We start from the raw sequence: 25,396 nt of genomic DNA, 5'->3' as shown, positions 1-25,396 counted from the left end.
CTTGCGTGGCCTTTTTTTATGCCGATCGGCAAGCGTTGATTCTTCTGCCTGTCTGCGCTTTACTCTGCTTTCCTGATCAAACGAAAGCAAACGCGATGACAGATGAACAAACCAAGGATTCTTCACGCGCGACGTCGCCCAACGGTTCTTTCGTCGACATTCCCGGCGGGAAACGCACTGATTTTCCTGATGGCAGTCAGTTGATCGAAGGTCCGGATGGAGACAAGTACATCGTCTCCGAGGACGGAACGATCAACGGGACAATACCTGAGATTCGTCAGGTGCAGATCGGCGATCTCGCGCAGGTTTTACGACATGAAGTCGTGAACACGCCTGACACGACGTCTCATACGCTGCATTTCATCGGCGGCGGCGTGTTCTCTTTTCTGCATCACCGCGATGGCCGCGGCATGTCGTTCGAAGCGAACCGGATCACGTTGCGCACGCTGCCAAACGGCGTATTCGTCATCTGCGGCAGTCATCTTTGATCCGGCGATCAATCCGACTCCACCGCCGTCGCCGATGCCCCGAACGGCGCACTCACCCCCGACGCGCCCGAAGCAGCCGAAGGCTGCACAGCCTGCGATCCCGGTGACCCCGCCCACAAGCGCGCCCACGAATTGAATCTGCGCGTGTACGACAGATCGACGCCCTGATAGGTCCCGCCATACGCCGTCACCGACCAGAACCGCGAGAGGTTCAGCGTCGCCTTTACCGCGTTGCTTGCCGATTGCAACCCCTGCTCATAGCCGATCACGAGCCGCTCGTTGATTGCTTTCGAGAGCAGCACGACTTGCGCGTCCGTCAGCCCGACTTCGCTGGAGCCGACGGTGAACTCGTCGAGCCCGACCGTCTGCGCGATCTTCGCGCCGCCCTTGCTGCCGATCAGCGCGAGCGCGCTCGTCATGGCGCTTTGCTGGCCGACGTTGTTGCCCTGATCCGTACCGTGGCCGAACAGCAGCCACGAGAGCTTTTCGTTGTCGGGCACGCTCGGCTCGGAGATCAGTTTCGCGACCGGCGCCTGCACCGTGCCCGTCACTTGTACGCCCGCCTCCACTTCCTGATTGCGTCGCATCGCGAGAATATTGATGCCCGGATTCGCCACCGGCCCGTTGAACGTGAAAAAGCCGTTCTCGATCGCGAGCTTGCGCCCGAACGCGGTGTACGTCGAACCCGGCGTCACGCGCACGTTGCCGACCGCGCGCAGCGGCATGTTCGGCGCGCTCGTCGCGGTGATGGTGCCCGCGAGCCCGAGATCCGCGCCCGCGCCCTTGAAGCGGAATTTCTGCCCCAGATTGATGTCGATGTTCGCGCGCGGCGTGAACGGCCCGACCGGCTTCTCAGTCGCCGCCGTGATCTGCTGATTCGTGTTTTCGCCCTTGATGGTGCCATCGGGGCGCTCGATCACGACATCGTCGCCGAGTGAAGGCGCGGACGATTCGGGCAGATCGATCAGCGCGTGATCGACGGTGAACTTGCCGTCGATCGCCATGCCGCCCTGCAGACCGGCGTTGGCAATCTTCGCTTCGCCCGACAGCATCAGCTCGCGGTCCGGCGACGCGAACAATTCCAGCTTGTCCGCGATGATGCTCGCCGTGAGATCGGGCTGCTGCTGGTCCAGCCGCACCTTGCCGGTCGCGCGCAGCGTGCCGCTCGCACCGTGAAACTCGACGCGCTGAAGATCGACGAGATTCTCCGAGAGCGCGATGCGGATGATGCCGTCCTTCAGTTGCACGCCCTGATCAACGACGGTCGCGGACACGTTGTCGCCGGTGAGCGACCCCGACAGATTGGGCTTCGCGACGATGCCCGCGATCACCAGCTTGAGCGCGATCTTGCCGCCGAGCAGATAGTTCGCGCCGAGCAGCCCGCCCGTCGTGCGCAGTTCGGGAATGTTCGCGTCGATGCCACCGGTGAGCGGCGCATTGTCGTCGAGGGTGAGCATGCCGTCGCGATTGACGAGCGGCGTGTGCACGTTCGCGTCGACCACGCCGATGCGGCTCGCCTGCGCATGCAGTGATGCGTTCAGGCGATTGCCCTCGGTGAAATCGGCGCGCGCCGCGATATCCGTGATGCCGAGCGCGGCAAGCCCGCGCGCGCCGTCGATCGTCACGTCGCCGCCGCGGCGCTTGATCTGCACGTAGCCCGTCGCGGTCGCGCCGAGCGAGAAGTTCCAGTCGCCGTCGAACACGAGATCGGTGCGAATCGGCGGTTCGGCGCCCGTCAGTTCCCGGCGCACTTCGAGCAGATGCGGCACCGACAGGTTCGTGAGCGTGCCCGCCGATTGCACGCGGCCATTTTCCATCGCGAACGATTTCAGATTCAGCACCGCGCCTTCCGCTGCGAGCCGCGTCGCGCCGAGCACGAGACGGTTCGGGCCGTAGCTCACCGACAGCGGCGATTCGAGATTGAGCGACGGCGTGCCCTTGTTCGACAGCTTCGTGATCGAGCCATCCCAGTGCGGCCCGTCGGGTGCGTCGGTGAACTTGCCGGCAGCGGCGGCCGCGAGGTTCACCGGCTGGCCGCGCACTTTGCCCGTCGCGGTCAGGTCGAGCGTGTGATGCACGCGCGTGCCGTTCAGATTCGCGTCGAGAGTCGCGACTTCGATGCCTTCCGTGCTGAAATCGCGCGCCTTGAGGGTGAAGACGAGCGCGCCGTTCGCACCGTCGCGGATATCCGCGCGGCCTTCCGCGTGGCCCAGGCGATTCGCACCGAAGACGACGCCATCGGCCTGATAGTTCGCTACGACGTTCGGATGCGCGATCGAGCCGGTCAGATCGCCGTCCGCCTTCACCGTGCCCGCGATGCCAAAGCCGAGCCGCTCGAGCGCGGGCGCATCGACCTTGAAGCGCAGGCGGTCGCTGGGCGCGCCGAAGCTGCCGTTCACGTCGACGTCATTGCCGGCAACCGAAAGCGACGCCTTGCTCGGCAAGAGACGCGTGCCCGCGACCTGCACCGTGCCCTCGCCCGTGAGCGGCAAGTTGTCGTACATGCTGTCGTTGAGCTTGAACGTCGCTTTCGTCGTGAGCGTCGGCGCGAGCTGGCCGGATGCCGCGAGCGTGCCGTTCACGCGCGCCTCGATCACGCGCGGCGGCGCGGCCGCCTTTTTCGGCGCGCCCTTCTTCACCGGCGCGGGTTTTTGCGCGATCAACTGCTGTTGCAGCAGAAGCGGATTGAAGTCGACGAATTTCGCCTTCAGGTCGTAGCTCGAATTGGCGTCTTTCTTCAGCGCGCCGTTCGCTTCGACGCGCCCTTTGCCGACCGTCAGCTTCACATCGTCGAGCGAGGTCTGCTTCGGATCGAGTTTGACCTTGGCCTGCGCGCGGAGCGCCGCTTTCGGGTCGTTGAGATCGGCGGTGATCGTCTGCGTGTCGCCCGCGAGCACCACGCTGATCGGCCCGGCGAAATCGGTCGGACGCAGCGTCGGTTCGATCGCGTTCAGATCGAGCTTCGCGACCTTCAGGTCGAATTTGCCCTTGCCATCCGCGAGCGATCCGCCGCCCGTCACGGTCGCGTTTTTCAGCAATCGCACGTTCAGGTCGGTGATGCTTTGCTCGGAGGCATCGAGCCGCACGTTCGCGCGCGCGTCGATGAGCGGCAGCAGCTTCTTGTCGATGGAACCGGGCTTCGCGTTCACGATCGACACCGGCCCGGCGACGATGAACGCCTTCGGGTCCGCGCCCTCGACCGGCTTCACTTCGGCGCGCACCGCGAGATCGGCCTCGGGCGCGCCCGGCGCGAAGGCCTGCGGATTGACGTGGTCGAAGGTGACGAGCGCGGACTTGAGCGGCACGTCGGCGAACGGCAGCGCTTCGACATGCGCCTGTCCCTTCAGCTTCATGCCGCTCGCGTCGACGTCGGCGATCAGGTCTTCCAGCGAACCCGAGAGCTGCGCGCTCACGTTGACCGCTTCGCCGTTGATCTTGCCGGCGTAGCCTGCATCGCCGGAAAGCGGGAACGGCCGCGCGCCGCCGTCGAGCTTCGCCGCCGCCGTCACCGAGCCGAATGGCGTGTCGAGGCGCTGGACCGTCGCTTCGTGATGCTGACCGTCGCTGCGGCCATTGAACAGCAGGCGCGAGAATTCGGTCGTTGTCGTGCCCTGATGCAGCCGCAGCTTTTCGACGGATACATCGCGGATCGCGAGCTGGATCGGGATGAGCAACTCCTTCGGCAGCTCGGTCTTCTTGCTCGGCTCGTTCGATGGCGCGACGCGCGCATCGATCGTCCCGACATGCAGATAGTCGATCGTGAAGCGCAGCGGCTCGCGCGTGAGCGCCCAGCGGCCCGACACGCTGTCGACTGCGATGTCCGTACCCTTGCCGTCTTTCCAGTGCACGTCGCGCAACTGCAGGCCGGTCGCGATCGCGCCGCCGTCGAGCTTGCCGGTCAGTTGCCCTTTGAGCAGCGACGTCGCCGCGTCCCACGCGTAGCGCGTGCCGCGCTCCGTCGTCAGCACGAACAGCACGCCGCCGGCCGCGAGCGCCACGATCAGCACGACGACGAGCACGAGCCCGCCAATCCAGCGCGCGAGGCGCCGCCAGCCGCTCTTTTTCGGCGGCGGCGGCTGCTTGCCGCTGTCGTTGTCGTTTCCGCCGCCGTTGCCGCTGGATGCGGGGGTGTCGGCCGGGTTGGTCGGTTCCGTCATGCTTTTTCCATCAGAACGCGATGCCGAGCGTCAGATACGGTTTGACGCTCTTGCTCTTGAATCCATACGCCAGGTCGACGTTCACCGGTCCGACCGGGCTGCGCCAGCGCACGCCGACGCCCACGCCCGGCTGGAACACGCGCTCGGCCCACGTATCCGTCGCGGTACCGATATCGAAGAACATCGCGCCGCCCCAGTCGTGCGTGAACCAGTGCTGATATTCGCTGCTGCCGGTCACCATGTACTTCGTCGGCAGGATCGAACCCGCCACGTCATTGCCGATGCTCAGGTAGCTATAGCCGCGCACCGAATTCGCACCGCCCGCGCGGAACAGCAGCGACGCAGGCACGCCGCTCGACGGGCCGCTCGTGAACACGCCGCCGAACTCCGCGCGAAACAGCAGCAAATCGTTCTTGCCGAGCGGAAAGTACTGCACCGCGTTGGTGTAGAGGCGCGCGAATGTCTGATCAGTCAACACGCCTTTCACGGCGAAGCCCGCCTCGGCGCGGATGATGTTGCCGCGGCGCGGAAAGAGCGGATCGTCGACGTCGCGCCGCACCCATGTCCACGCGGGCACGAGCGCGCGCGCCGTCGACGGATTCGGCTCGTTTTGCGTCAGGCGGTCGTCGTAGAACGTCAGCGAGAACGTCGTGTCGATGTTCTGGCGCGAACGCGAGCGCTGCACGCCGACGCGCGCGCTATAGATATTCGTGCTCGATACATCGGTGATCGTGTACGAGCCGAACACGGCGTTCACCCAGCCGTGCGCGTCCGGCGGCATCGCGAGCTGCACGCGGCCATACTGCTGCGTCTGGTCGAGCCGCCCGGAGATGGTGAACGGATACGCCGCGCCAAACGTGTTCAGATAGCTGTATCCGCCCTGGATGTGAAAACCCGTGTCCGTCGCATAGCCCACGCCGTAGCGGATGCTGTGGTACGGATATTCGCTGACCTTCACATGGAGCGGCGTTTCGACCGGCTTGCTGACGTCGGCGTCCGCGTCGATCGCGACGCTCGCGTAATACGGCGTGTTCTGGATCTGCCGCTGCAATTCGTTCACGCGCGCGGCATCGTAGATCTCGCCTTCCCGGATCGGATTCACGTGATCGATGATCCACGCCGGATAGCGCTTCGGGCCGCTCACGTCGAGCTTGCCGAGCGTGAAGGTCGGGCCGCTGTCGAACGTCACCGAGAGATCGGCGATATGCGCGCGCGGATTGATGCGCGCCTGCGAGCGCACGATCTTCGCGCCGAGATAACGCTTGGACTGGAGCGCCCTGAGCGCCGCATTTTTCGCGTCGCTCCAGCCGCTTTGCGTGAAAGGATCGCCTTCGTTGACGGAAAACGCGAAACGCGCCGCGTTTTCCTGCGCGCGATCCTCGGTCGTCACCGCGCCGGTGAAATTCAGTTGCACGGAGGCGATTGTCGTCCGCGGGCCGGGATCGACGCTCACCTTGACGGCGCGCTTGTCGTCGACGGTCGTCACGTCCGTGCGCACGACCGGCGAAAAATAGCCTTCGGTGGCGACGAGATCGCGCACGTCCTTCGGCACCGCGGTGACGAGGAACTCAAACTGGTCATCGCTCACGTCGTCGCGCTTCGCGAAACGGGCGATGTCGAGATTTTCCTTGAGCAGCTTCTTCACACTGCGCGGCGCATCGATGTCGATGTCGTACTTGGCGAAAGCCGGCGCGGCGAAACCGATCGCGGCGAGCGCGACGAACACCATCGACAAGACGGACATGCGCCTCGGGCCATGCGGCTTCACGCGCGTTGCGCGCAGCGGATCAAACGAACGGCCCGCCAAACGTGACCTCCGGCATCGGGATAAAGTGAGAGTGAAAGGTAAAACTTGCAGCGTCGCGACATTGACGCAGGCGCTATTTCACCACATTGCCATGCGCCAACGCCGCAAAGCGGGCCGGCTCGCGCGAGACGTGCGCCGTTGGACGGCTTTGCACCGGCCGGGTTCCGTGAAACCGGCACGCGCGTACGCCTTTCGACGCGCGAAACACGCACGGCGCAAGATACGTTGCCGCCGCACGCTTGCGGTAAAATTGCGACGCACAGGCGAATTCAGGGCAAGGCGGGCTGCCGCCCATGCCGACTTCGTCACACGAACACGCCTCGACTCAACGGAAAGCCGGATCATGTATCAGTCGGATATCACTCAGTTCATCAATCAGTTGAAAGAGCAGAAGCCCTCGCTGGAAGAAGAACAGCGCCGCGGCCGCGCGCTTCTGTGGGACAAGCAGCCGATCGACCTCGACGAGCGCAGCAAACAGCAGCAATCGCGCGTGAACCAGACGCCCTACGTCTACTACCAGAACTTCTGAACGTGAGCGCAGCCGGCCGCGAACCGCAAACGTCCGCGCATTCATCGCCTCATCCGCACAATGAGGCGAAGCGCGACGACGCACGGGACGACCGGGCCGTGGCGCTCGCCGCGCCCGCGACCGATTCGACGCCCGACACCATCGACGGTGTCGCGTTCGCGCATCTGTACGGCGAGCCGCTGTGGAAGCTGCCCACGGACCTGTACATCCCGCCCGACGCGCTCGAGATCTTTCTCGAAGCGTTCGAGGGCCCGCTCGACCTGCTGCTCTACCTCATCCGCAAGCAGAATTTCAACGTGCTCGATATCCCGATGGCGGATGTCACCGCGCAATATCTCGGCTATGTCGACCAGATCCGCGAATCGAATCTGGAGCTCGCATCGGAATATCTGCTGATGGCGGCCATGCTGATCGAGATCAAGTCGCGCATGCTGCTGCCGGTCAAGAAAGCGGATACCGGCGAGGACGCCGAAGATCCGCGCGCCGAACTCGTGCGCCGCTTGCTCGAATACGAGCAGATGAAACTCGCCGCGCAGAAGATCGACCAGTTGCCGCAACTCGGCCGCGACTTCCTGCGCGCGGATATCTACATCGAGCAGGCCGCCGAGCAGCGCTTCCCCGACGTCGACATGAACGACCTGCGCGCCGCGTGGGCCGACGTCATCAAGCGCGCGAAGCTCGTCCAGCATCACAAGATCACGCGCGAGGAACTCTCGGTGCGCGAGCATATGAGCGTGATCCTGCGGCGCCTGCAGAGCGCGCGTTTCATGGAGTTCACCGAGCTTTTCGACACCTCGCGCGGCGTGCCGGTGGTCGTCGTGAACTTCATCGCCATGCTGGAGCTGTCGCGCGAATCGCTGATCGAGATCACGCAGCCCGAGCCCTACGCGCCCATTTACGTGAGACTCGCGTACTCTCCGGCCTGAGAATTTCCTTTACCCTTGTTTCGCCGCGCCGCCTCGGGCCGCGCCGACAGGAGACACCCGCTCGATGAAAGTCATCAGCTCCATCCATGAACTGCGCGACCAGTTGCGCGGCCAGAACCGAACCGCCTTCGTTCCGACGATGGGCAATCTCCACGAAGGCCATCTCTCGCTGATGCGTCTCGCGCGCCAGCACGGCGATCCGGTCGTGGCGAGCATCTTTGTGAACCGCCTGCAGTTCGGCCCGAACGAGGACTTCGACAAATACCCGCGCACGCTGCAGGACGACATCGAAAAGCTGCAGAAAGAGAACGTCTATGTGCTCTTCGCGCCGACCGAGAAGGACATGTATCCGGAGCCGCAGGAGTATCGCGTGCATCCGCCGCACAATCTCGGCGACATTCTCGAAGGCGAATTCCGCCCCGGTTTTTTCACGGGCGTGTGCACGGTCGTGATGAAGCTGATGTCGTGCGTGCAGCCGCGCGTCGCGGTGTTCGGCAAGAAGGACTATCAGCAGTTGATGATCGTGCGCGCCATGTGCAATCAGTTCGCGCTGCCCACCGAAATCATCGCGGCGGAAACCGTGCGCGACGAGGACGGGCTCGCGCTGTCGTCGCGCAATCGCTTTTTGTCGCCGGATGAGCGCGCCGAAGCGCCCAAGCTCGCCGAGCAGCTCCAGCGCGTGCGCGAAGCGCTGTTGTCGGGCAATCGCGATATCGCCGCGCTCGAACGCGACGCGATGAACGCGCTCGCCGAGCGCGGCTGGAAGCCCGATTACATCAGCGTGCGCAAGCGCTCGAACCTGCTGCCGCCCAGCGGAGCCGACACGGACGCGCCGCTCGTCGTGGTCGCAGCGGCGAAGCTGGGCGCGACGCGTCTCATCGACAATCTGGAAATCTGAAGCGAATCAAGGCAATAAGGGAAGGAGTCATCATGCAGCGCACCATGCTCAAATCGAAGATCCACCGCGCGACGGTCACGCATTGCGAGTTGCACTACGAAGGCTCGTGTGCGATCGACGAGAACCTGCTCGAAGCGGCGAACCTGATGGAAAACGAGCAGATCGACATCTGGAACGTGAACAACGGCGAGCGTCTGACCACGTACGCGATCAAGGGCGAGCGCGGCAGCGGCATGATCTCGCTGAACGGCTCGGCTGCGCGCCGCGCGCAACTGGGCGATCTCGTCATCATCGCGGCCTTCGCGCAGGTGGATGAGGAAGAGATCAAGGCCGGCTGGAAGCCGAACCTTGTGTTCTGCGATGAAGAAAACCGCATCAAGGGCAGCCGCGATCACGTGCCGACGCAGAACTGGACGTAAGCGCTTGGCGCTTCAGGCAAAAGCCGGCGATTCCTCAAGGGACGCCGGCTTTTCTACTTCTTGCCGACCCAGTCGATGATCGGCTCCCACTGCTCCAGATCCTTTTCAACGCGGCTCTTCGCGACGTCCCAGATCGTGAGGCCGTGCGCGGCGAGCTGCACGTAGTTCTGCGTATCGCGCAAAAAGCCGAGCACCGGCAGATCCAGACCTTCGACGAAGCGATGCAGCTGGTCCGCCGAACGCGTGCGCGCGTCTACGCGCATGCCGACCACGCCGACCTGGATCGCCCCTTTTCTTATCGCCTTTTCCTTCGCGAGCTTCGTCAGGAAGTCCTGCGTCGCGAGGATGTCGAACATCGACGGCTGCAGCGGCACGATCACCTTGTCCGCAAGTTCCAGCGCGAGCGCGAGGCGGTTGCCGTGGACGCCGGCGGGCGTATCGACGACGGCTTTCTCCAGACCTTTGGGCGGCTTCGCGGGGGAATCGACGTCGATGTTCCATTCCTCGATCTTCGGCAGCGTGTCGACGCGCAGCGACATCCACGCGTGCGACGAGCGCTGTTTGTCGAGATCGGCGAGCGCGACCCATTCGCCCTGAGCGGCGAAATACCCGGCCAGATTGGTTGCGAGCGTACTTTTGCCGACGCCGCCCTTCGGATTTGCCACCACGATCACGGTCATGAAGTGTCCTGGATTTTGTTGGGCGCGCCGGCGTCGCCGCGCGCACGATTTCGTCTTTAGAAGAACAGGTGCATGATTCGAGCGTTGATATTATCGGCAAAACTGCTGCATCCGGCATACTGGCCGAACGGCCGTGCCGCATTTGCCGCCTTCCTCATCCATTCGCCCTGAAAATCCCCATGACTCAGCTCCGCCCCGACGTCACGCTCGACTATCTACGCAACCGCCAGAAAGGCCGCCTGCCCGACCTGCTCGGCGTGCGATTGCTCTCGCTCGATCAGGGCCAGCTGACCGGCGAACTCACGATCCGCCCGGAGCTGCTCGCGCCGAATGGTTTTCTGCACGCAGCGACGGTCGTCGGTCTCGCCGATACGTGCTGCGGCTACGCGTGCATCGCGCATCTGCCGGAGAAGGCGCAGAACTTCACGACGCTCGAACTGAAGAGCAATCACGTTTCGACGGCGCGCGAGGGGAAGATCGTCGCAAAAGCGACGGCCGTGCATCTCGGGCGCAGCACGCAGGTGTGGGACGCGACGGTCACGAATGGCGAGGGGAAGCTTATCGCCATGTTCCGGTGTACGCAGATGATTCTTTATTGAGTGCACGACCTGGAACGCCGGCCTCCAACAGAAGCCGCGCGATCTTACGCCGGTGGAATCATGGAAACGACCATTCCCAAGAGCAGCAGCGCCGGCAAGGCCAGCAACGCCACCGATTGCAGAACCCGGTACCAGCGGGAAGTGCGCACCTCTTCGCCGAGCCCGGCCACGAAGGTGAACAGCGACAGTGCGCCGATGATCCATAGCAAGTACGCAGCGTCACCATCTGCCAGCATCGACGCATAGCCGAGGAATCCGGAATTGGCGATCAATGATTGAACTCCTCGAAATTCCATCGATACGGTTCAAAGAATCTTAGAAAATCAGTCTGAACATTGCCCGTATCGTTATTTCTGTAGTTCCAGCCGCCGCCTGCGCCTGAGCCGCGTACGAAGCTGCCGGTCTCCGGTGTCATGCCCGCATACGCGCGCTGGTCGGGGTCAGCGGAATTGCGACCAAAGATTCGGTTTATCCAGGTGATCGGCTTGTGAATCTCCCAGTTCGAATTGCCTTGGCAGATGTCGATCTGCGCATCAGTCTTGCGCGTCACGACCTGAATATGATGTGCCCGGCCGCCGGTGGCCTGTCCCTTGCTGTCATGCGCGAGAGCCAGGACGTCGCCGGGTAACAGTTCGGTGGGGCCGGTTAGTCGTACCGTGTTCTGCGCATCCCGCTGAAGGTCGGGTGCGCCGAACGAGACCATGACCATGCTGATGAATCCACGCGGCGTTTGCGGATAGTTTTCGTGGTAGTCCGGGTCGTAGATGTCCATATTGCGATACTCCCACACGCCATCCGTGAGTTTCACGGGAAGCCCTCGCTTCGAAGCAAACGTGCACAGCAGTTCGAGCGCGAAATCTTCGCAGGTGAATCGCTTGCCTGACGTACGCGCTGCTTCCGCGAGCCGTGGCGCGGCCGAATGATAGGCTTCGACATCGGCTTTCGTCCAGGTCCGGTTCGTTCGCCAATAGACCTTCAGCCTGCAGGTGTAGGGCGTCTCGTCTTCCCTTTGTGTTAGCGGCGCCCAGATAACGTTGCCGATACCGCTCATCGCCGTGCCTCCCGAAGCGCCACGCCAATTCGTTGACTGGCGCCTCCGGATTTAACCGGTGTTCTCCCGTCCGCATCCGTGATGACGGCACTCGCATGCCCATCGACGTCAACAAGCTGTACGCGAATACCCGTGACTGGCTGCCCTCTTTCATCAACGAAACGAAAATGTCGGTCGAACGCGCTATCTCGACTCTGAGAGAGAAAAGCGCCGTCACTCGCATACCCCATCGACGCGAGTTCCTTCGCTTCGAACGACATGCTTGCGTTGCGCATCGACGCGATGAGTCGTGGAGGCGGCTCGCACTTGCAGGCGCAGAGATCCCCTTCGAGCGCGGCCTGTTTTCCGTGAATCGAGTGCCGTCGAGTCGGGCCTGCACCGACGATATGCCCTTCAGACTTGCATGATGGGCAATATACATGTGCGCCATGATAGGACTGCGCTTTCCCGCGGATTCTTGCGCGCGAGTCGCCCTCCGTCACGCTACCGCCGCGTGTCGTCTGATCCCCTACGACGATGAAATATCGCTTCATTCTTTGCCTCCTCTTTATGTGAAAGGAGATACGAAGCTAACTCATCGTCACATCGGATTCGAGACGGTGGACGTGAAGAATTGTCAAACGGACGTCGTGTTCGCGGAAAGTCGCGTATTAGCCAAAAGCGGCCTGCAGCGCATCCACATCCAGCGCTTCCGCGAACGCATCCGCCAGCCGGTCGAGCGACGCCTCCCGCAGCGCCGGATAATCCAGCGGCTCAGCGTCCTTCACCCCGGCCCACGCGAGCAGCGCGGCACACGCTTCGGGTGTATCGAATACGCCGTGCAGATACGTCGCGGCGATTTGTCCATCTTCCGAAAGTGCACCGTCGACACGTCCCGCATCCAGTTCGACGAAAGGCCGTGACAGCGCCGCGCCGCGCGTCCGGCCCATGTGAATTTCGTAGCCGCGCACGGGCGCTCGCGTGCCGCCGATCATCAATTGCCCGCTCACGTTCTCGAGCTGTTTGTGCGGCGTGAGTTCGGTAAACAGCTCGAGCAGCGCCAGACCCTGAACACGCCCCGCCGAGCCTTCGACGCCATCAGGATCATCGATCTCGCGTCCGAGCATCTGCATGCCGCCGCAAATGCCGAGCACCTTGCCGCCATAGCGCAGATGCCGTTCGATCGCGCGATCCCAGCCGTTTTCGCGCAGCCACGCAAGATCGCGCTGCACGCTTTTCGAGCCGGGCAGCACGATCAGATCGGCCGCAGGCGGCGCAATGCCCGCGCGGACATACGAGAAATCGACCCGAGGATGCGCCCGCAAAGCATCGAAATCCGTGTGATTGCTGATGCGCGGCAGCGCCGGCACGATCACCTTCAGCGCGCTCGCCACGTCAGACGCAGCGCGCGCGTGCGGCTGGCTGGGCAGCATGTCTTCCGCATCGAGCGTCAGCCCGTGCAGATACGGCAGCACGCCGAACACCGGCTTGCCGGTCTGCGCTTCCAGCCAGTCGAGCCCCGGCTGCAACAGGCCGATATCCCCGCGAAACCGGTTGATGACGAAGCCGCGAACGCGCGCGCGCTCGCTCTCCGACAAACACGCGAGCGTGCCGACGAGATGCGCGAACACGCCGCCGCGATCGATATCGGCGACGAGCACGACCGGGCAATCGACGCGCTCCGCGAAGCCCATGTTGGCGATATCGCCCTCGCGCAGATTGATTTCGGCGGGACTACCCGCGCCTTCGACGATCACCGCATCGAACTCGCTGCGAAGACGTTCGTAGGACGCGAGCACGGCATCGAAGGCGATGCGCTTGTAATCGTGATACGCGCGCGCATCGAGATTCGCGTGCGCGTGACCGTGGATGATGACCTGTGCGCCGCGATCGCTCGTCGGCTTGAGCAGCACCGGATTGAAGTCGATGCGCGCATCGACGCCCGCCGCGATCGCCTGCAGCGCCTGCGCGCGGCCGATCTCGCCGCCATCGACGGTCACCGCGCTGTTCAGCGCCATGTTCTGCGGCTTGAACGGCGCAACGCGCACGCCGCCGCGCCGCGCGAGACGCGCCAGGCCCGCGACGAGCGTGCTCTTGCCGGCATCGGACGTCGTCCCCTGGATCATCAGCGTGCCGCGTGGCGTGAATGGCATCATCGGAATCCTCTTATGCGAGAACGCGCTATCTTAGCCCGCCGGTACAATGGCGCGATGAATCCACGCGATATCACCTTCGTGCTCGGCGGCGCGCGCTCGGGCAAGAGCGCTTACGCCGAACGGCTCGCTATCGAAAGCGGCTTGCCGGTGACGTATATCGCGACGGCGCGCATTCATGACGATGAATTCGCGCAACGCGTGCGGCATCACGTCGAGCGCAGGCCCGCATACTGGCCGCTCGTCGAAGCGCCGCTCGATCTCGCGGGCGCACTGCGCGACGCGGATCGCGCGGGACATTGCGTGCTGATCGATTGCCTGACGCTCTGGCTTGCCAACCTCCTCTTCGCGCAAGACGCGATGAGCGACGACATCGCGGTTCTGCCGCTATCTGCGCAGCAAGCGTTCGATGATTTCGATACCGCCCTCGCCGGCACGCAAGGCAAGCTCATCGTCGTGAGCAATGAAATCGGGCTCGGCGTAGTGCCGCTCGGCTCGGTCACGCGTCTTTACGTCGACGAGCTCGGCCGTCTCAATCAGCGCGTCGCCGCCGCGAGCACGCGCGCGGTCATGATGGTCGCGGGCCTTCCGCTCGCGCTCAAAGGCTGAACGGCGATGCTCCTCCTCTCCGCCTACGCGATGGCTTTGCTCGCGGTGCTCGGTGTGATCGTCGACCGAATCTTTGGCGAGCCGCGCACGCGGCATCCGCTCGTCGGCTTCGGCAATCTCGCGACGAAGCTCGAAGCGCGCATGAACACCGGCTTTCGCGCTCGGCCCGCGGGCATTCTCGCGTGGTTCATCGCGGTCGCGCCGCCGGTCGGCGTCGCGTGGCTGCTCGTCGGCGCGCTGCCGTTCGGCTATGCGTGTCTCGTGCACGTGCTGCTGCTCTGGTTCGCGCTCGGCGCAAAAAGCCTGCGCCAGCACATCGCGCCGATCGCGCGGGCGTTGAGCTTCGGCGATATCGAAAACGCCCGCAAGCTGACCTCGCGCATCGTGTCGCGCGATACCTCGCAAGCCGATGAAAACGCCCTGTCGCGCGCCGCCGTCGAATCGGCGCTGGAAAACGGCAACGATGCGATCTTCGGCGCGCTTTTCTGGTTCGCCGTCGCGGGCGGTCCGGGCGCATTGATGTTCCGCCTCGCCAACACGCTCGACGCGATGTGGGGCTATCGCACGCCGCGCTATCTGCGCTTCGGCTGGGCGGCCGCGCGCTTCGACGACGTGCTCAACTTCATCCCCGCACGCCTGACGGCGGCGACCTACGCGCTCGCGGGCGACACGCACATGGCCTGGCACTGCTGGCGCACGCAGGCGCGCTCGTGGGACAGTCCGAACGCAGGCCCGGTGATGGCCGCGGGCGCGGGCAGCCTGAACGTGCTGATCGGCGGCCCGGCGGTATATCACGGCGTGCTCGAAACGCGGCCGACGCTCGGCGCGGGTCACAGCGCGAGCCCGAAGCATGTCGTCGCGGCGTTGCGGCTCGTCGAGCGCGCGACTTTGATGTGGCTCGCGTTTTATCTGGTTCTGGCCGCGCTGAGCGCGACGGCAGGCGGCTGACATGACCGATACGATCAAACACGGCGGCAATCTGCGCGAAGCCGCGCGCCGCTATGCAATTCCTTTCGATGACTGGCTCGATCTGTCGACGGGCATCAATCCGCACGGCTATCCGGTGCCGCCCGTGCCGCCCGACGCATGGCGCCGCCTGCCCGAAGACGACGACGGTCTCGCCGATGCCGCCGCGCGCCATTACGGCGCGCCTCACGCGCTGCCGGTGGCGGGCTCGCAGGCGGCGATCCGCGCGCTGCCCACGCTTTTGCGTCGCGGCACCGCGGGCATCGCGCCGCTGACTTACGGCGAATATGCGCCGGCGTTCATGCGCGCAGGCCACGCCATCGCGACGCTCGACGTCACTTCGCACGACTTGCCCGATACGCTCGATCACGTGATCGTCGCGAATCCGAACAATCCGACGGCGGAGCGCCTCACGCGCGACACGCTCCTGCACTGGCATGCGCAACTCGCGTCTCGCGGCGGCACGCTGATCGTCGATGAAGCCTTCGCTGATGTCGATCCGGCCGCGTCCCTCTCGAACGAAACCGCGCGCGACGGGTTGATCGTGCTGCGCTCCGTCGGCAAGTTCTTCGGGCTCGCGGGCATCCGCGCGGGCTTCGTGCTGGCGTCGCCGTCGATCACCGATCCTTTGCGCGATGCGCTCGGCGCGTGGACCGTCAGCGGCCCGGCGCGTCACGCGGTCGTCACCGCTTTCGCCGATATCGAATGGCAGCGCGACACGCGCGAACGTCTGCAGCGCGATGGCGCGCGTCTCGCCGCGCTGCTCGCGCGCCACGGCTTCGACGTGCGCGCGACGCCGCTGTTCGCGTGGATGCCGACGCCCGACGCGTCCGCGCTTCAACACGCGCTCGCGTTGCGCGGCATCTGGACGCGCCTCTTCGATCTGCCTGGCATGACGCCGAGCCTGCGTATCGGCTTGCCGGGCGCGGAAGGCGACTGGGCGCGTCTGTCGCTCGCGTTGCAGGAGAATTGCGCGTGATGTTCCGCTGCGCGACGGGCTTGCTGATCGGCGTCTTCATGACGCAAGCGCATGCGATAACCGTCACCGATGACAGCGGCGCATCGGTCACGCTCGCGAAGCCCGCGGAGCGCATCGTCAGTCTTGCGCCGCATGTCACCGAATTGCTGTTCGCGGCGGACGGCGGCGCGCGCATCGTCGGCGCGGTGACGTACAGCGATTATCCGAAGGAAGCGCAGGCGATTCCCCGCGTCGGCGACAACAAGGCGCTCGATCTGGAGCGCATCGTCGCGTTGCATCCGGATCTGATCGTCGTGTGGCGGCATGGCAATGCGGCGCGTCAGATGGACCGCCTCGAAGCGCTCGGCGTGCCGATCTACTTCAGCGAGCCGAAACATCTCGACGATATCGCCGCGAGCATCGACAAGCTCGGCGCGCTGCTCGGCACGCAGACGACCGCGCGCACGAACGCCGATGCCTTCATGCGCGACATCGCCCGATTGCGTGCGCGCTACTCACAAAGGCCGCCCGTGAGCGTGTTCTATCAGGTCTGGGACGATCCGCTGATGACGCTCAATCGCGACAACGTCTTCGATGAAGTGATCGGGCTATGCGGCGGCGTCAACGTGTTCGCGGCGGAAAAGCCGCGCGTGCCGACGATATCGACGGAAGCCGTGCTTGCGGCAAATCCCGAGGCGATCGTCACCGCGACGCCCGGCGCGACGAAGCCCGATCGCGCCCTGCCCGCTCTCGATAGATGGAAGCGTTGGCCGTCGTTGACGGCGGTGTCGCGCGGCAATCTGTTCGGCATCGACGGCGATCTGATCAACCGGCCGACGCCTCGCCTCGCTTTGGGTGCGGCTGAGTTATGTCGCGATCTCGATGCGGCGCGTGAAAAACGAGCGAAGTAATCAGGCGTTCCAGCGCATCAAAAGCCACGTTCCGCGCACGCGCCTGAACCACACGATCGCGCCGAAATCGAGCGGCCATTGCAACGCGTTATCGCGCGCGATGCCCAGAAGATGCGCCGCGAGCACACGCACGACGCCCGCATGCGCGATCACATGCACGGCTTCATCGCGATCGGCGCATGTGTCGTCGAACCACTTCAGAACGCGATCAACGAACTGCGCCAAGCTCTCACCGCCGTGCGGACACGCATGCTCGATATCGGCGGCCCATGCGTCGATCAGCGCGCGATCGATCGTGTCCCACGCGTGGCCTTCCCACGCGCCGAAGTGCATTTCGGAAAGGCGCGCGTCGATATGCGCATCGGCCGAAAGTGCATGCGCGAGCGACGCACAGCGCTGCAAGGGACTCGTGTGCCATCCTTCGATGCATGCGGGCACGTTCAGCGCGTTCATGCGCACTTTCAACGCAGATGCGAATTCATGTGCATCGCGCTTCAAAGGCACATCGGTTTGCCCGTAGCAAACGCCCGCTTCGATGGCGACTTCCGGATGCCGGATCAGAACGAGATCCATGCGAGCCCGATGAGATAGATCACTATTTCGAACACCTGTTGCGCAAAGCCGAGGCAATCGCCCGTATAACCGCCGATGCGCCTCACGAAATAACGTCCGATGACGAAACGCAATACGGCAAGCACGACGATCGTCGCGCAAGCGAATCTCACGTCGATCACGAAGAGCCACGGCAAACCGAACACGAGCGCAAGCGTAAAAGACGCAAGACTCATGCGCTGCGCGACCGGTTTCGCCTTGCCTTCCGCGCGCACGTAATCGAGCGTGACGAGATAGCTGATGGCGAAGACGCGGCTCGCCGCGTGCGCGGCAACCATCGTCCACGCGACGCGTTGCGGCGGCAGCGCGGCGAGCGTCTGCCACTTCAACGCAAGCGCGATCACGAGCGCGATCGCGCCGAACGCACCGATGCGCGAGTCGTGCATGATGCGCAACGCATCGTCGCGGGTGTACGCGCCGCCGAAGGCATCGACGCAATCGGCAAGGCCATCTTCGTGGAATGCGCCGGTCAGAACGAGCGTCGCGGCTATCGAAAGCAGCACAGCGACGCTCGCGGGAAACACGCGCAACGCCGCGAGATAGACGAGCGCCGCGACGCAACCGACCATCGCACCGACGAGCGGGAAATAGCGCGCCGCCGCGTTCAGATATTCACGCTCGAAGCCGACCCAGCGCGGCACCGGCACGCGCGTGAAATAGCCGAGCGCGGTGAAGAAGTAGCGCAGTTCGTCGAGCGGACGGTTCATCGCATTGCGCTTATGCGGATTTGTTCGACACGCCCGCCGACTCGAAGCTCGCCATTTCATCGACGAACGCGACGGCCGCACGCAGAATCGGCAACGCGAGCGCCGCGCCCGTGCCTTCGCCGAGCCGCAAGTCGAGTTGCAGGAGCGGCGCGGCATCGAAGTGCGCGAGCATGCGCCGATGCCCCGCCTCGTCCGACGCATGCGCGAACACGCAATAGTCGAGCACATGAGGCGCGATCTTCGATGCGACGACGAGCGCGGATGTCGCGATGAAGCCATCGACGAGGATCGTCGTGCCTTCGCAGGCGGCGGCCAGATACGCACCCGTCATCATCGCGATTTCGAAGCCGCCGAAGGTCGCGAGCGTATCGATGGCATCGCCTTCGTCGCGATGCAGCGCGAGCGCTTTCGAGAGCACATCGCGTTTATGCGCGAGACCTTTGTCATCCAGACCCGTGCCGCGTCCGACGCATTCATCGACCGGCACATGGCACAGCCGGCTCATCAGGCACGCTGCCGCCGACGTATTCGCGATGCCCATCTCGCCAAAGCCGATCACGTTCGTGCCGAGCGACGCATGATGCCGCACGCGCGCCGCGCCGCGCGCGATGCCTTCGAGCGTGGTCTCGCGCGACATCGCCGGTTCGTGCGCGAAGTTGCGTGTGCCGAGCCCGAGCGACAAACGCTCATAACCGTGATCGATGGGAATCGGCGTCGCGACGCCCGCGTCGACCACTTCGAGCGTCATGCCGACCGATCGCGACAGCGCGTTGATCGCCGCGCCGCCCGTCAGAAAATTCGCGACCATCTGCGCGGTCACTTCCTGCGGATACGAGCTGACGCCCTCTTTCGCGATGCCGTGATCGCCGGCGAAGACGATCATGGCCGGACGCTCGATGCGCGGCTTCGTCGTGCGCTGAATCAGGCCCATTTGCAGCGCGATCGATTCGAGCCGCCCCAGACTGCCGGGCGGCTTCGTCTTCATGTCGATGATGCGGCGCAGTTCCGCTTCGATGGTGCGATCGAGCGCGTGGGGCATGGGAATGTCGTTGAGCATCGGAAGTCCTTCAGAGACGATGAGTGGAAGGCACGAGCGCTTCGTGCCCGCCGTCGCGGATCAGCGCGAGCGGATAGCCGAATGCGGCGCTCGCGCGCTCGGGCGTCAGCACCTCGGCGACGAGGCCAGCATGTGCGCCGCCTTTGCCGTCGAGCAACAGCGCATGAGTCGCGAAACTGCGCGCGAGATTCAGATCGTGGCACGAGAAAACGATGGTGCGCTTTTGCGCGTTCGCCGCATCGCGCAATGCGTGCAGGCAGTCGATCTGATGATGCAGATCCAGATGCGCGAGCGGTTCGTCGAGCAGCACGAGCGGCGCGTTCTGGCACAACGTGGCGGCCAGTGCGACGCGTTGACGTTCGCCGCCCGACAGCGTCAGCACATCGCGCGACGCGAACGACGCAAGGCCGAGCATGTCGAGCGCCTCGCGCGCGGCGCTGCGATCGTCTTCGTTCTCCCAGCCCCAGCCGGTGAGATACGGAAAGCGGTTGAGCAGCACGGTATCGAGCACGGTCGCGCTGAATGCGTCGTGCGTCGCCTGCGGCATCAACGCGCGTTCGCGTGCAAGATCCGCGGCGCGCCATGATGCGAGCGCGCGGCCATCGAGCATCACGCTGCCCGACGCTGGTTTCGCCAGCCCCGCGAGCACGTTGATGAGCGTCGTCTTGCCCGCGCCGTTCGGCCCGGCGATGCACCACATTTCGCCGCTTTCGATGCTCTGCGTGAGAACGTCGATGAGCGTCCGCGCGCCTGCGCGAAGCACGATGCGGTCGAGATGCAGCGTCATCGCGGTCTCCGCAGCAGCATCCACAGGAACATCGGTACGCCGATCAGTGCGGTCACGACGCCCACCGGCAATTGCGCGGGCGCGATGATCGTGCGCGCGGCGAGATCGGCGGCCATCACGGCGAGGCCGCCCGCGAGCGCTGCGGCGGGCACGAGCATGCGTTGATCGTTGCCGAACGCGAGGCGCAAGAGATGCGGCACGACGAGCCCGACGAAACCGATGGTCCCCGCCGTCGTCACTGCGGCAGCGGCCGCAAGCGACGCGACGAGATACACGCGCAAACGCAGGCGCGCGACCGGCACGCCGAGCGCTTGCGCGGCCGCATCGCCGCGCAGCAGCACGTTCAGTTGCGGCGAGGCGGGCACGATCGCGACGAGCACGACCGCAAGCGCGATCAACGCAGGCCACGGCGCCGCCGCGCCGTTCAGATCGCCGGTCAGCCAGAAAATCATGCCGCGCAGCCGGTTCTCCGGCGCGACGCTCAACATAAGCGTGATCAACGCGCCCCATCCCGACGCGATCACGACGCCCGTCAGCAAAAGCCGTGGCGATGCGTCCTGTCCGCTGCGCCACAAATCCCTGCGCGCGAGTCCGAGCACCAGCACGATCGATGCAAACGCGCCCGCACACGACGCGATATCGACGCCCCACCAAGGCAACGACGCGAGCATCGCGGCCAGCGCGAACGCCGCCGCGCCGCCGGACACACCGAGCACATACGGCTCCGCGAGCGGATTGCGCAACAGCACTTGCAGCAACGCGCCCGCCGTCGCGAGCAGCGCGCCCGATGCGAAGCCCGCGAGCGCGCGCGGCAAACGTAGCGTGAGCACGATGTCATCGGCGATATCGGGCGTCGCGGCGTGCATGTGAAAAAGCGCGCCGAGCGCACGCGACACCGGCAACGCGACGCTGCCCATCGCGAGCGACGCGACGAGCACGCACGCGCACGCGATGCCGAGTGCGATCCAGATGGTCGTGGCGCGGGCGGCGTTCATCGCATGGACGCGCCGGACGGCATCACTCACGACGGATGCCAGCCCAGCGTGACGTAAGCGCCGCGTCGTGGCGTGTTGTACGAGTACGCGAGTTCATAGTCCTTGTCGAAGAGATTGTCGATGCGCGCCGTGACGTACCACGATTTCGATATGTCGTAACGCGCGGACAGGTTCACGATGCCGTAACCGGAGAGCGTCGAATCGTAATCGCTGCGCTCTCCGCTCACGATCCATTCGCCGCCGACGCGCCAGCGCCCGATCGTCCGATGCGCGGTGAGCGTCGCGAAACGCCGCGCGCGCCGCGTCAGGTCTTCGTGGTTCGTTTCGTCGACGGGATTCTGGAACGTGACGCCCGCGCGCACGTCCGTCGCGCCGACATGCCCCGCCCACGATCCCTCGATGCCCTGCACCTTCGCGCGCCCGACGTTCTGCGCGACATAGTAGAAGCCGCCATCGGAGACATAGTCGATCAGATTCGAATAGCGCGTCTGAAAGAGCGTGACGCGCGCGACGCCCAGCGCATTCGATGCGTACTGCAACGCGGCCTCGACCGAATGGCTGCGCTCCGGCTGGATCGACGGATTGCCGCTGATCGGATAGTAGAGGTCGTCGAAGCTCGGCGCGCGGAACGACGCCGCGTAGCTCGCGCTCGCGCGCCAGTGCGCATCGAAGTTGTACGCGTAGCCCAGATAGTAGCTGTTCGCGCCGCCGAAATCGGAATACTGGTCGTGCCGCAGATTCGCCTGCAATTCGTTCGGCCCGATGCGGCCCACATAGCCCGCGAACACCGAGTTCACGTGCCGGTCGGGCGCGTCGAACTGATCGGAGTCGAGCGTCTGATCGAGATGCTCGTAGCCGAAGAGCAGCTTGTGCGCATCGGTGATCCTGAAATCGTTCTGCCAAGTGTATTGCCGATTCTCCGAGTCGAAGCGGCTCGTATAGACGCCGTTCTGCTCGATGTTCGAGCGGTCCTGTCCCTGCGCGATCGTGAAGTGCGTCGTCCAGTTATCGGTGATCTTGCCGTTCGCGAACACGGACGCCGAGCGCACGCGATCGTGCGTGTCGTTGATGTCGGTCGGCAGGCCGTAGGCATCGTCGAAACTGTTGACGCCGTTCGACTGCAGAAAGCGCACGCCCGCGTCCCACTGGTCGCTGAACTTATGGCGCAGCGTCGCCGCGACGCTTTCGTTGAGATAGCCGTTCGCGTTCGGATTCGCATTGGGCGCAATGTTCGGATCGATCGATGTGAAGCCATCGGTCTTTTCACGCGAGATGTTGACACTGAAGGTCGTGCGGCCGTCCTTGTCGAGCGCGCCGTTCACGCCCGCAGATTGCCGTTGCGTGTGATAGCTGCCGTACTCGGCCTCGAAGTTGAAGCGCGGAGGATGCGCGCCGCCTTCCTTCGTAAAGATCTGCACGACGCCGCCGATCGCGTTCGAACCGTACAACGCCGACACATTGCCATTCACGACTTCGACGCGGCCGATCTCGTCGAGCATCAGTTGCGACAGCTGCGCCGCCCCGAGCGATGCCGATTCCACGCGCACGCCGTCGATCAGCACCAGCGATTGCGACGATGCCGCACCGCGTATATATAGGCCCGAATTCGCGCCCGGCCCGCCGTTGCGCGTGATCTGCACGCCGGGCGCGAGCGCGACGAGGCCGAGCGCGTCGTCGGCGTTGGCGTCGGCGATGTCCTGTTCGTCGAAGACGGAAGTCTGCGCGATCGAGTCCGCAAGCGGCTGCGGCGCGCGTGTCGCGGTGATGACGACGGGCGCAAGCGTTTGCGATGCGTCATCCGCGGCCTGTGCGGCGGGTACGACAAGGGGAAAACCTATGACGGCAGCGGCGAGCGCGCCATGACGATAGAGGCCGTCCTTGAGCGCGGCCAATGGCGAAACCATGTGTGAAAAAGTCCGTGTTCGCGTGAGCGCGGCCCCGCTCCCCGCGAGGACGATGCGCGACGAAACGCACGGGCGCGTTTGGGCGCGCATGCGTCGAACTCTGGCCGGTATCCGGGCTGGCGACGCATCGTCTCGCCTTCCCGCGCATCATGCGCAGTGGCGTCGTCACGTTTCTTGCAGTGAGGGCGGCGCGAGATCGGACGCCATTGCGAAGGCGATATCGGATCGGTACGCTCGCGCTGCAAAAACGCGCATGAGACGACTTGCAACTTGCGTTGCGGTCGCTTACCGTTGCGGGGGCAGCACAGGTTGGCTCGTCCGCGGCTGAGGACTTCGCTTCCTGTTTCCCGTTTGACTGCATCCGCGAGATCCGCGGATGCGAGCACCAAAAGTGCCGCAAGTGTAGGAGCGCGAGTTGGGGCCGTCAAGAAAACGGCGCAGACGAAATGGCGCGGCGCACGACGAATCGAACAAGAACCGAACGAGAAGCCGACCCGACCTGTCATCGCGAGCGACGACCAACGCCCGCGTTTTCTGCACACGAATGCACGTCGATCGATCGTTTAAACGCGAGATCGCGTGCTGTTACGTCTCGAAACGAGACATTTATCGGAAGCGCCGTTTAACCGCGCTAAAATGCGAGGTCTTTAGAGGACGCAGCACATGCTCAACGAACTCGAATCACTGTCAGGAAATATCGGCCGGCTGATCCAGATCAGCGAGCGCCACAAGCAGGCGCATCAGGCGCTGCAAGACCAGCTCGAACAGCTGCGCGCCGACTATGCGAACATGCAGGCCGAACTGGCACAAGTGCGCGAAGAACGCGATACGCTGCAATCCGAACGCGACTCGCTCTCCGCGAAAATCGACGACGCGCAAGTGCGCCTCAACGCCATTCTCGAAAAGCTGCCGCGCGCAAAGTCCGGGCAGCATGCCGAAGCCGACAATCAACTCAATCTCCTCGAAGCCGATTCGCAGGAAGCACAGGAAGCGGCATTGCACGGCGAGCATCATCAAGGAGAGAAGGCATGACGACCACGCAGATCGAAGTATCCATTCTCGGGCAGCCGTATCGCCTCGCGTGCTCGCCTGAAACGGAAGCCGGGCTGCGTGAAGCCGTCGCGCGCGTCGATGCCGAAATGAACAAGGTGCGCAATGCGAGCAGCGTGCGCGGCACGGATCGCATCGCGGTGATGGCGGCGCTTTCGCTGGCGTCGGAATTGCTTAAGTTGCAGGACAGCGTGCGCCACGGCGAAGCCTTCCCCGCCGAGGAAATTCGCCGCACCATGCACTCGATGAACGAACAGCTGGGCGCCGTCATTGCGCAATACGAAGCGCAGTAAGCGAGCGCAGTAAGGCGCCGGTGCATCGAGTCAATCAGCGCGCAATGCCGATCGAAAAAAGATACCGCGCGAACGCTGCCAAGAAGCTGCATCAGGCAAACGATTGGTGTAAAGTGACGGTTCCCTGCCTGGTTCGCCAAGGTCATATATTCCTTGAACCAATGCTACATTGGCACGGTTGCGGAACCTTGCAACATGGGCGCGCGTGTCGCTAGTCCGATGTACCCGAAGTGTTGCTTACCGCGACCAATCTTGAACCCAGGTTCAGGATGCCGGCCTAGCGGCCGTGGCGGGGACCCCATTCAAAAGACGGCATCGGTTTTTCCGATGCCGTTTTCGTTTGTATCGTCGATCCTGCACAGCGAACAATCATGCGCTACTGGCTGATGAAGTCCGAACCAGACGAAGCGAGCATCGATCATCTCGCGCACGCGCCGAAGAAAACCCTGCCGTGGACGGGCGTGCGCAACTATCAGGCGCGCAACTTCATGCGCGATCAGATGCAGGTCGGCGACGGCGTGCTCTTCTATCATTCGAGCTGTCCGGAGCCGGGTATCGCGGGCATCGCGAAAGTGTGCTCGACGGCCTATCCCGATCCCACGCAGTTCGATCCGCAAAGCGATTACTTCGATCCCAAATCGACGCAGGAAACGCCGCGCTGGATGCTCGTCGACGTGAAGTTCGTGAAGAAGACGCCGCTCATTCCGCTCGCGGCGCTGCGCGAGCATGAAGAGCTGGCCGACATGCAAGTGCTCGCGCGCGGTAATCGGCTGTCGATTACGCCGGTGACGGACGCACAGTGGCGCTTTATTACCGAGCGACTCGTCTAACGCGGAACTTACGACATGAAGGCCACGCCTA

The 25,396-nt window shown here is 64.2% G+C and carries 26 protein-coding genes, 1 other RNA gene and 1 riboswitch; of the genes, 14 read left to right on the top strand and 13 right to left on the bottom strand.

Translation table 11 applies throughout. The features are described 5' to 3' along the window. The first annotated feature begins 95 nt into the window (after positions 1 to 95). Positions 96 to 488, top strand: a complete 393-nt coding sequence (locus tag AWB74_RS03500; RefSeq protein WP_061145587.1) for a hypothetical protein — start codon at positions 96 to 98, stop codon at positions 486 to 488. Positions 489 to 496: 8 nt separating this feature from the next. Here AWB74_RS03500 and AWB74_RS03495 read toward each other — a convergent pair whose 3' ends face one another. Continuing rightward, entirely contained in the window at positions 497 to 4,645 is a 4,149-nt protein-coding gene (locus AWB74_RS03495; RefSeq protein ID WP_061145392.1) for a translocation/assembly module TamB domain-containing protein, read from the bottom strand. A gap of 10 nt (positions 4,646 to 4,655) precedes the next feature. Next, positions 4,656 to 6,452: an autotransporter assembly complex protein TamA gene (locus tag AWB74_RS03490; RefSeq protein ID WP_061145391.1), complete on the bottom strand. Its 1,797-nt coding sequence runs from the start codon at positions 6,450 to 6,452 to the stop codon at positions 4,656 to 4,658. Between the two features lie 340 nt (positions 6,453 to 6,792). On the opposite strand from AWB74_RS03490, the gene AWB74_RS03480 reads away from it, so the two are divergent. From AWB74_RS03480 to panD, 4 genes are all read left to right on the top strand, one after another. After that, on the top strand, positions 6,793 to 6,981 hold the full coding sequence (locus tag AWB74_RS03480; protein ID WP_175582480.1) for a DUF3460 family protein: 189 nt from the start codon (positions 6,793 to 6,795) through the stop codon (positions 6,979 to 6,981). A gap of 98 nt (positions 6,982 to 7,079) precedes the next feature. Continuing rightward, positions 7,080 to 7,907 carry a segregation and condensation protein A gene (locus AWB74_RS03475; protein ID WP_061126075.1) on the top strand — a complete coding sequence of 276 codons (828 nt, stop codon included), beginning with the start codon at positions 7,080 to 7,082 and terminating at the stop codon, positions 7,905 to 7,907. Between the two features lie 64 nt (positions 7,908 to 7,971). Further along, positions 7,972 to 8,805, top strand: a complete 834-nt coding sequence (gene panC / locus AWB74_RS03470; RefSeq protein ID WP_061145389.1) for a pantoate--beta-alanine ligase — start codon at positions 7,972 to 7,974, stop codon at positions 8,803 to 8,805. 32 nt (positions 8,806 to 8,837) lie between these two features. Further along, positions 8,838 to 9,224, top strand: coding sequence for an aspartate 1-decarboxylase (gene panD, locus AWB74_RS03465; RefSeq protein WP_061145388.1), 387 nt, complete (start codon positions 8,838 to 8,840; stop codon positions 9,222 to 9,224). A 53-nt stretch (positions 9,225 to 9,277) separates the two neighbouring features. Here panD and AWB74_RS03460 read toward each other — a convergent pair whose 3' ends face one another. After that, a complete protein-coding gene (locus AWB74_RS03460; RefSeq protein ID WP_061145387.1) occupies positions 9,278 to 9,904 on the bottom strand; it encodes a ParA family protein in 627 nt (208 codons plus the stop codon). A 179-nt stretch (positions 9,905 to 10,083) separates the two neighbouring features. Between AWB74_RS03460 and AWB74_RS03455 the strand changes: the two genes are divergently transcribed. Then, entirely contained in the window at positions 10,084 to 10,503 is a 420-nt protein-coding gene (locus AWB74_RS03455) for a PaaI family thioesterase (RefSeq protein WP_061145386.1), read from the top strand. A 44-nt stretch (positions 10,504 to 10,547) separates the two neighbouring features. Here the strand turns inward: AWB74_RS03455 and AWB74_RS03450 are convergent, their stop codons facing one another. The 4 genes from AWB74_RS03450 to AWB74_RS03435 all read right to left on the bottom strand — a co-directional run bounded on the left by AWB74_RS03450 (position 10,548) and on the right by AWB74_RS03435 (position 13,686). Beyond that, the gene (locus AWB74_RS03450) at positions 10,548 to 10,775 is read right to left on the bottom strand and encodes a hypothetical protein (protein WP_061145385.1); all 228 of its coding nucleotides are present in this window, start codon (positions 10,773 to 10,775) and stop codon (positions 10,548 to 10,550) included. Continuing rightward, positions 10,772 to 11,554 (bottom strand): hypothetical protein, encoded by a 783-nt coding sequence (locus AWB74_RS03445; RefSeq protein WP_061145384.1) that lies wholly within the window; start codon positions 11,552 to 11,554, stop codon positions 10,772 to 10,774. Before AWB74_RS03445 ends, AWB74_RS03450 begins: the two co-directional genes overlap by 4 nt. Beyond that, a complete protein-coding gene (locus AWB74_RS03440) occupies positions 11,551 to 12,087 on the bottom strand; it encodes a PAAR domain-containing protein (protein ID WP_087038828.1) in 537 nt (178 codons plus the stop codon). The genes AWB74_RS03445 and AWB74_RS03440 overlap by 4 nt, the downstream gene beginning before the upstream one ends. 117 nt (positions 12,088 to 12,204) lie before the next feature. Next, positions 12,205 to 13,686, bottom strand: coding sequence for a cobyric acid synthase (locus tag AWB74_RS03435; protein ID WP_061145586.1), 1,482 nt, complete (start codon positions 13,684 to 13,686; stop codon positions 12,205 to 12,207). Positions 13,687 to 13,743: 57 nt separating this feature from the next. Between AWB74_RS03435 and cobU the strand changes: the two genes are divergently transcribed. Genes cobU through AWB74_RS03415 form a run of 4 tightly spaced genes read left to right on the top strand, consistent with a single transcriptional unit; the run spans position 13,744 to position 17,130 of the window. Then, entirely contained in the window at positions 13,744 to 14,295 is a 552-nt protein-coding gene (cobU, locus tag AWB74_RS03430; protein ID WP_061145382.1) for a bifunctional adenosylcobinamide kinase/adenosylcobinamide-phosphate guanylyltransferase, read from the top strand. A gap of 6 nt (positions 14,296 to 14,301) precedes the next feature. Continuing rightward, entirely contained in the window at positions 14,302 to 15,243 is a 942-nt protein-coding gene (gene cbiB / locus AWB74_RS03425) for an adenosylcobinamide-phosphate synthase CbiB (protein WP_061145381.1), read from the top strand. A gap of 1 nt (position 15,244) precedes the next feature. After that, positions 15,245 to 16,240 carry a threonine-phosphate decarboxylase CobD gene (gene cobD, locus AWB74_RS03420; RefSeq protein WP_061145380.1) on the top strand — a complete coding sequence of 332 codons (996 nt, stop codon included), beginning with the start codon at positions 15,245 to 15,247 and terminating at the stop codon, positions 16,238 to 16,240. Further along, positions 16,240 to 17,130, top strand: a complete 891-nt coding sequence (locus AWB74_RS03415) for a cobalamin-binding protein (protein WP_061145379.1) — start codon at positions 16,240 to 16,242, stop codon at positions 17,128 to 17,130. The genes cobD and AWB74_RS03415 overlap by 1 nt, the downstream gene beginning before the upstream one ends. Here AWB74_RS03415 and cobC read toward each other — a convergent pair whose 3' ends face one another. Genes cobC through AWB74_RS03385 form a run of 6 tightly spaced genes read right to left on the bottom strand, consistent with a single transcriptional unit; the run spans position 17,131 to position 23,192 of the window. Continuing rightward, a complete protein-coding gene (gene cobC / locus AWB74_RS03410; protein ID WP_061145378.1) occupies positions 17,131 to 17,703 on the bottom strand; it encodes an alpha-ribazole phosphatase in 573 nt (190 codons plus the stop codon). It abuts the gene before it with no gap. Further along, complete coding sequence (locus AWB74_RS03405; protein WP_061145377.1) at positions 17,688 to 18,449, bottom strand: adenosylcobinamide-GDP ribazoletransferase; 762 nt, start codon at positions 18,447 to 18,449, stop codon at positions 17,688 to 17,690. Before AWB74_RS03405 ends, cobC begins: the two co-directional genes overlap by 16 nt. A 10-nt stretch (positions 18,450 to 18,459) precedes the next feature. Beyond that, the gene (gene cobT / locus AWB74_RS03400; RefSeq protein WP_061145376.1) at positions 18,460 to 19,506 is read right to left on the bottom strand and encodes a nicotinate-nucleotide--dimethylbenzimidazole phosphoribosyltransferase; all 1,047 of its coding nucleotides are present in this window, start codon (positions 19,504 to 19,506) and stop codon (positions 18,460 to 18,462) included. 10 nt (positions 19,507 to 19,516) lie between these two features. Next, the gene (locus AWB74_RS03395; RefSeq protein ID WP_061145585.1) at positions 19,517 to 20,293 is read right to left on the bottom strand and encodes an ABC transporter ATP-binding protein; all 777 of its coding nucleotides are present in this window, start codon (positions 20,291 to 20,293) and stop codon (positions 19,517 to 19,519) included. After that, complete coding sequence (locus tag AWB74_RS03390) at positions 20,290 to 21,288, bottom strand: FecCD family ABC transporter permease (RefSeq protein ID WP_061145375.1); 999 nt, start codon at positions 21,286 to 21,288, stop codon at positions 20,290 to 20,292. Before AWB74_RS03390 ends, AWB74_RS03395 begins: the two co-directional genes overlap by 4 nt. 26 nt (positions 21,289 to 21,314) lie before the next feature. Then, positions 21,315 to 23,192: a TonB-dependent receptor domain-containing protein gene (locus AWB74_RS03385; protein WP_061145374.1), complete on the bottom strand. Its 1,878-nt coding sequence runs from the start codon at positions 23,190 to 23,192 to the stop codon at positions 21,315 to 21,317. Between the two features lie 85 nt (positions 23,193 to 23,277). Further along, positions 23,278 to 23,598: riboswitch (cobalamin riboswitch) on the bottom strand. 257 nt (positions 23,599 to 23,855) lie between these two features. Here AWB74_RS03385 and AWB74_RS03380 point away from each other — a divergent pair. From AWB74_RS03380 to AWB74_RS03365, 4 genes are all read left to right on the top strand, one after another. Next, positions 23,856 to 24,224 carry a hypothetical protein gene (locus AWB74_RS03380; protein ID WP_061145373.1) on the top strand — a complete coding sequence of 123 codons (369 nt, stop codon included), beginning with the start codon at positions 23,856 to 23,858 and terminating at the stop codon, positions 24,222 to 24,224. Beyond that, a complete protein-coding gene (locus AWB74_RS03375) occupies positions 24,221 to 24,535 on the top strand; it encodes a cell division protein ZapA (protein WP_061145372.1) in 315 nt (104 codons plus the stop codon). Before AWB74_RS03380 ends, AWB74_RS03375 begins: the two co-directional genes overlap by 4 nt. A 118-nt stretch (positions 24,536 to 24,653) precedes the next feature. After that, positions 24,654 to 24,835, top strand: a non-coding RNA gene (gene ssrS, locus AWB74_RS03370) — 6S RNA. A gap of 71 nt (positions 24,836 to 24,906) precedes the next feature. Beyond that, entirely contained in the window at positions 24,907 to 25,365 is a 459-nt protein-coding gene (locus AWB74_RS03365; protein WP_061145371.1) for an EVE domain-containing protein, read from the top strand. Positions 25,366 to 25,396 lie beyond the last annotated feature (31 nt).

Source organism: Caballeronia arvi (assembly GCF_001544695.2).
Lineage (GTDB): Bacteria > Pseudomonadota > Gammaproteobacteria > Burkholderiales > Burkholderiaceae > Caballeronia > Caballeronia arvi.
This window is presented reverse-complemented; position numbering and strand designations above follow the sequence as displayed.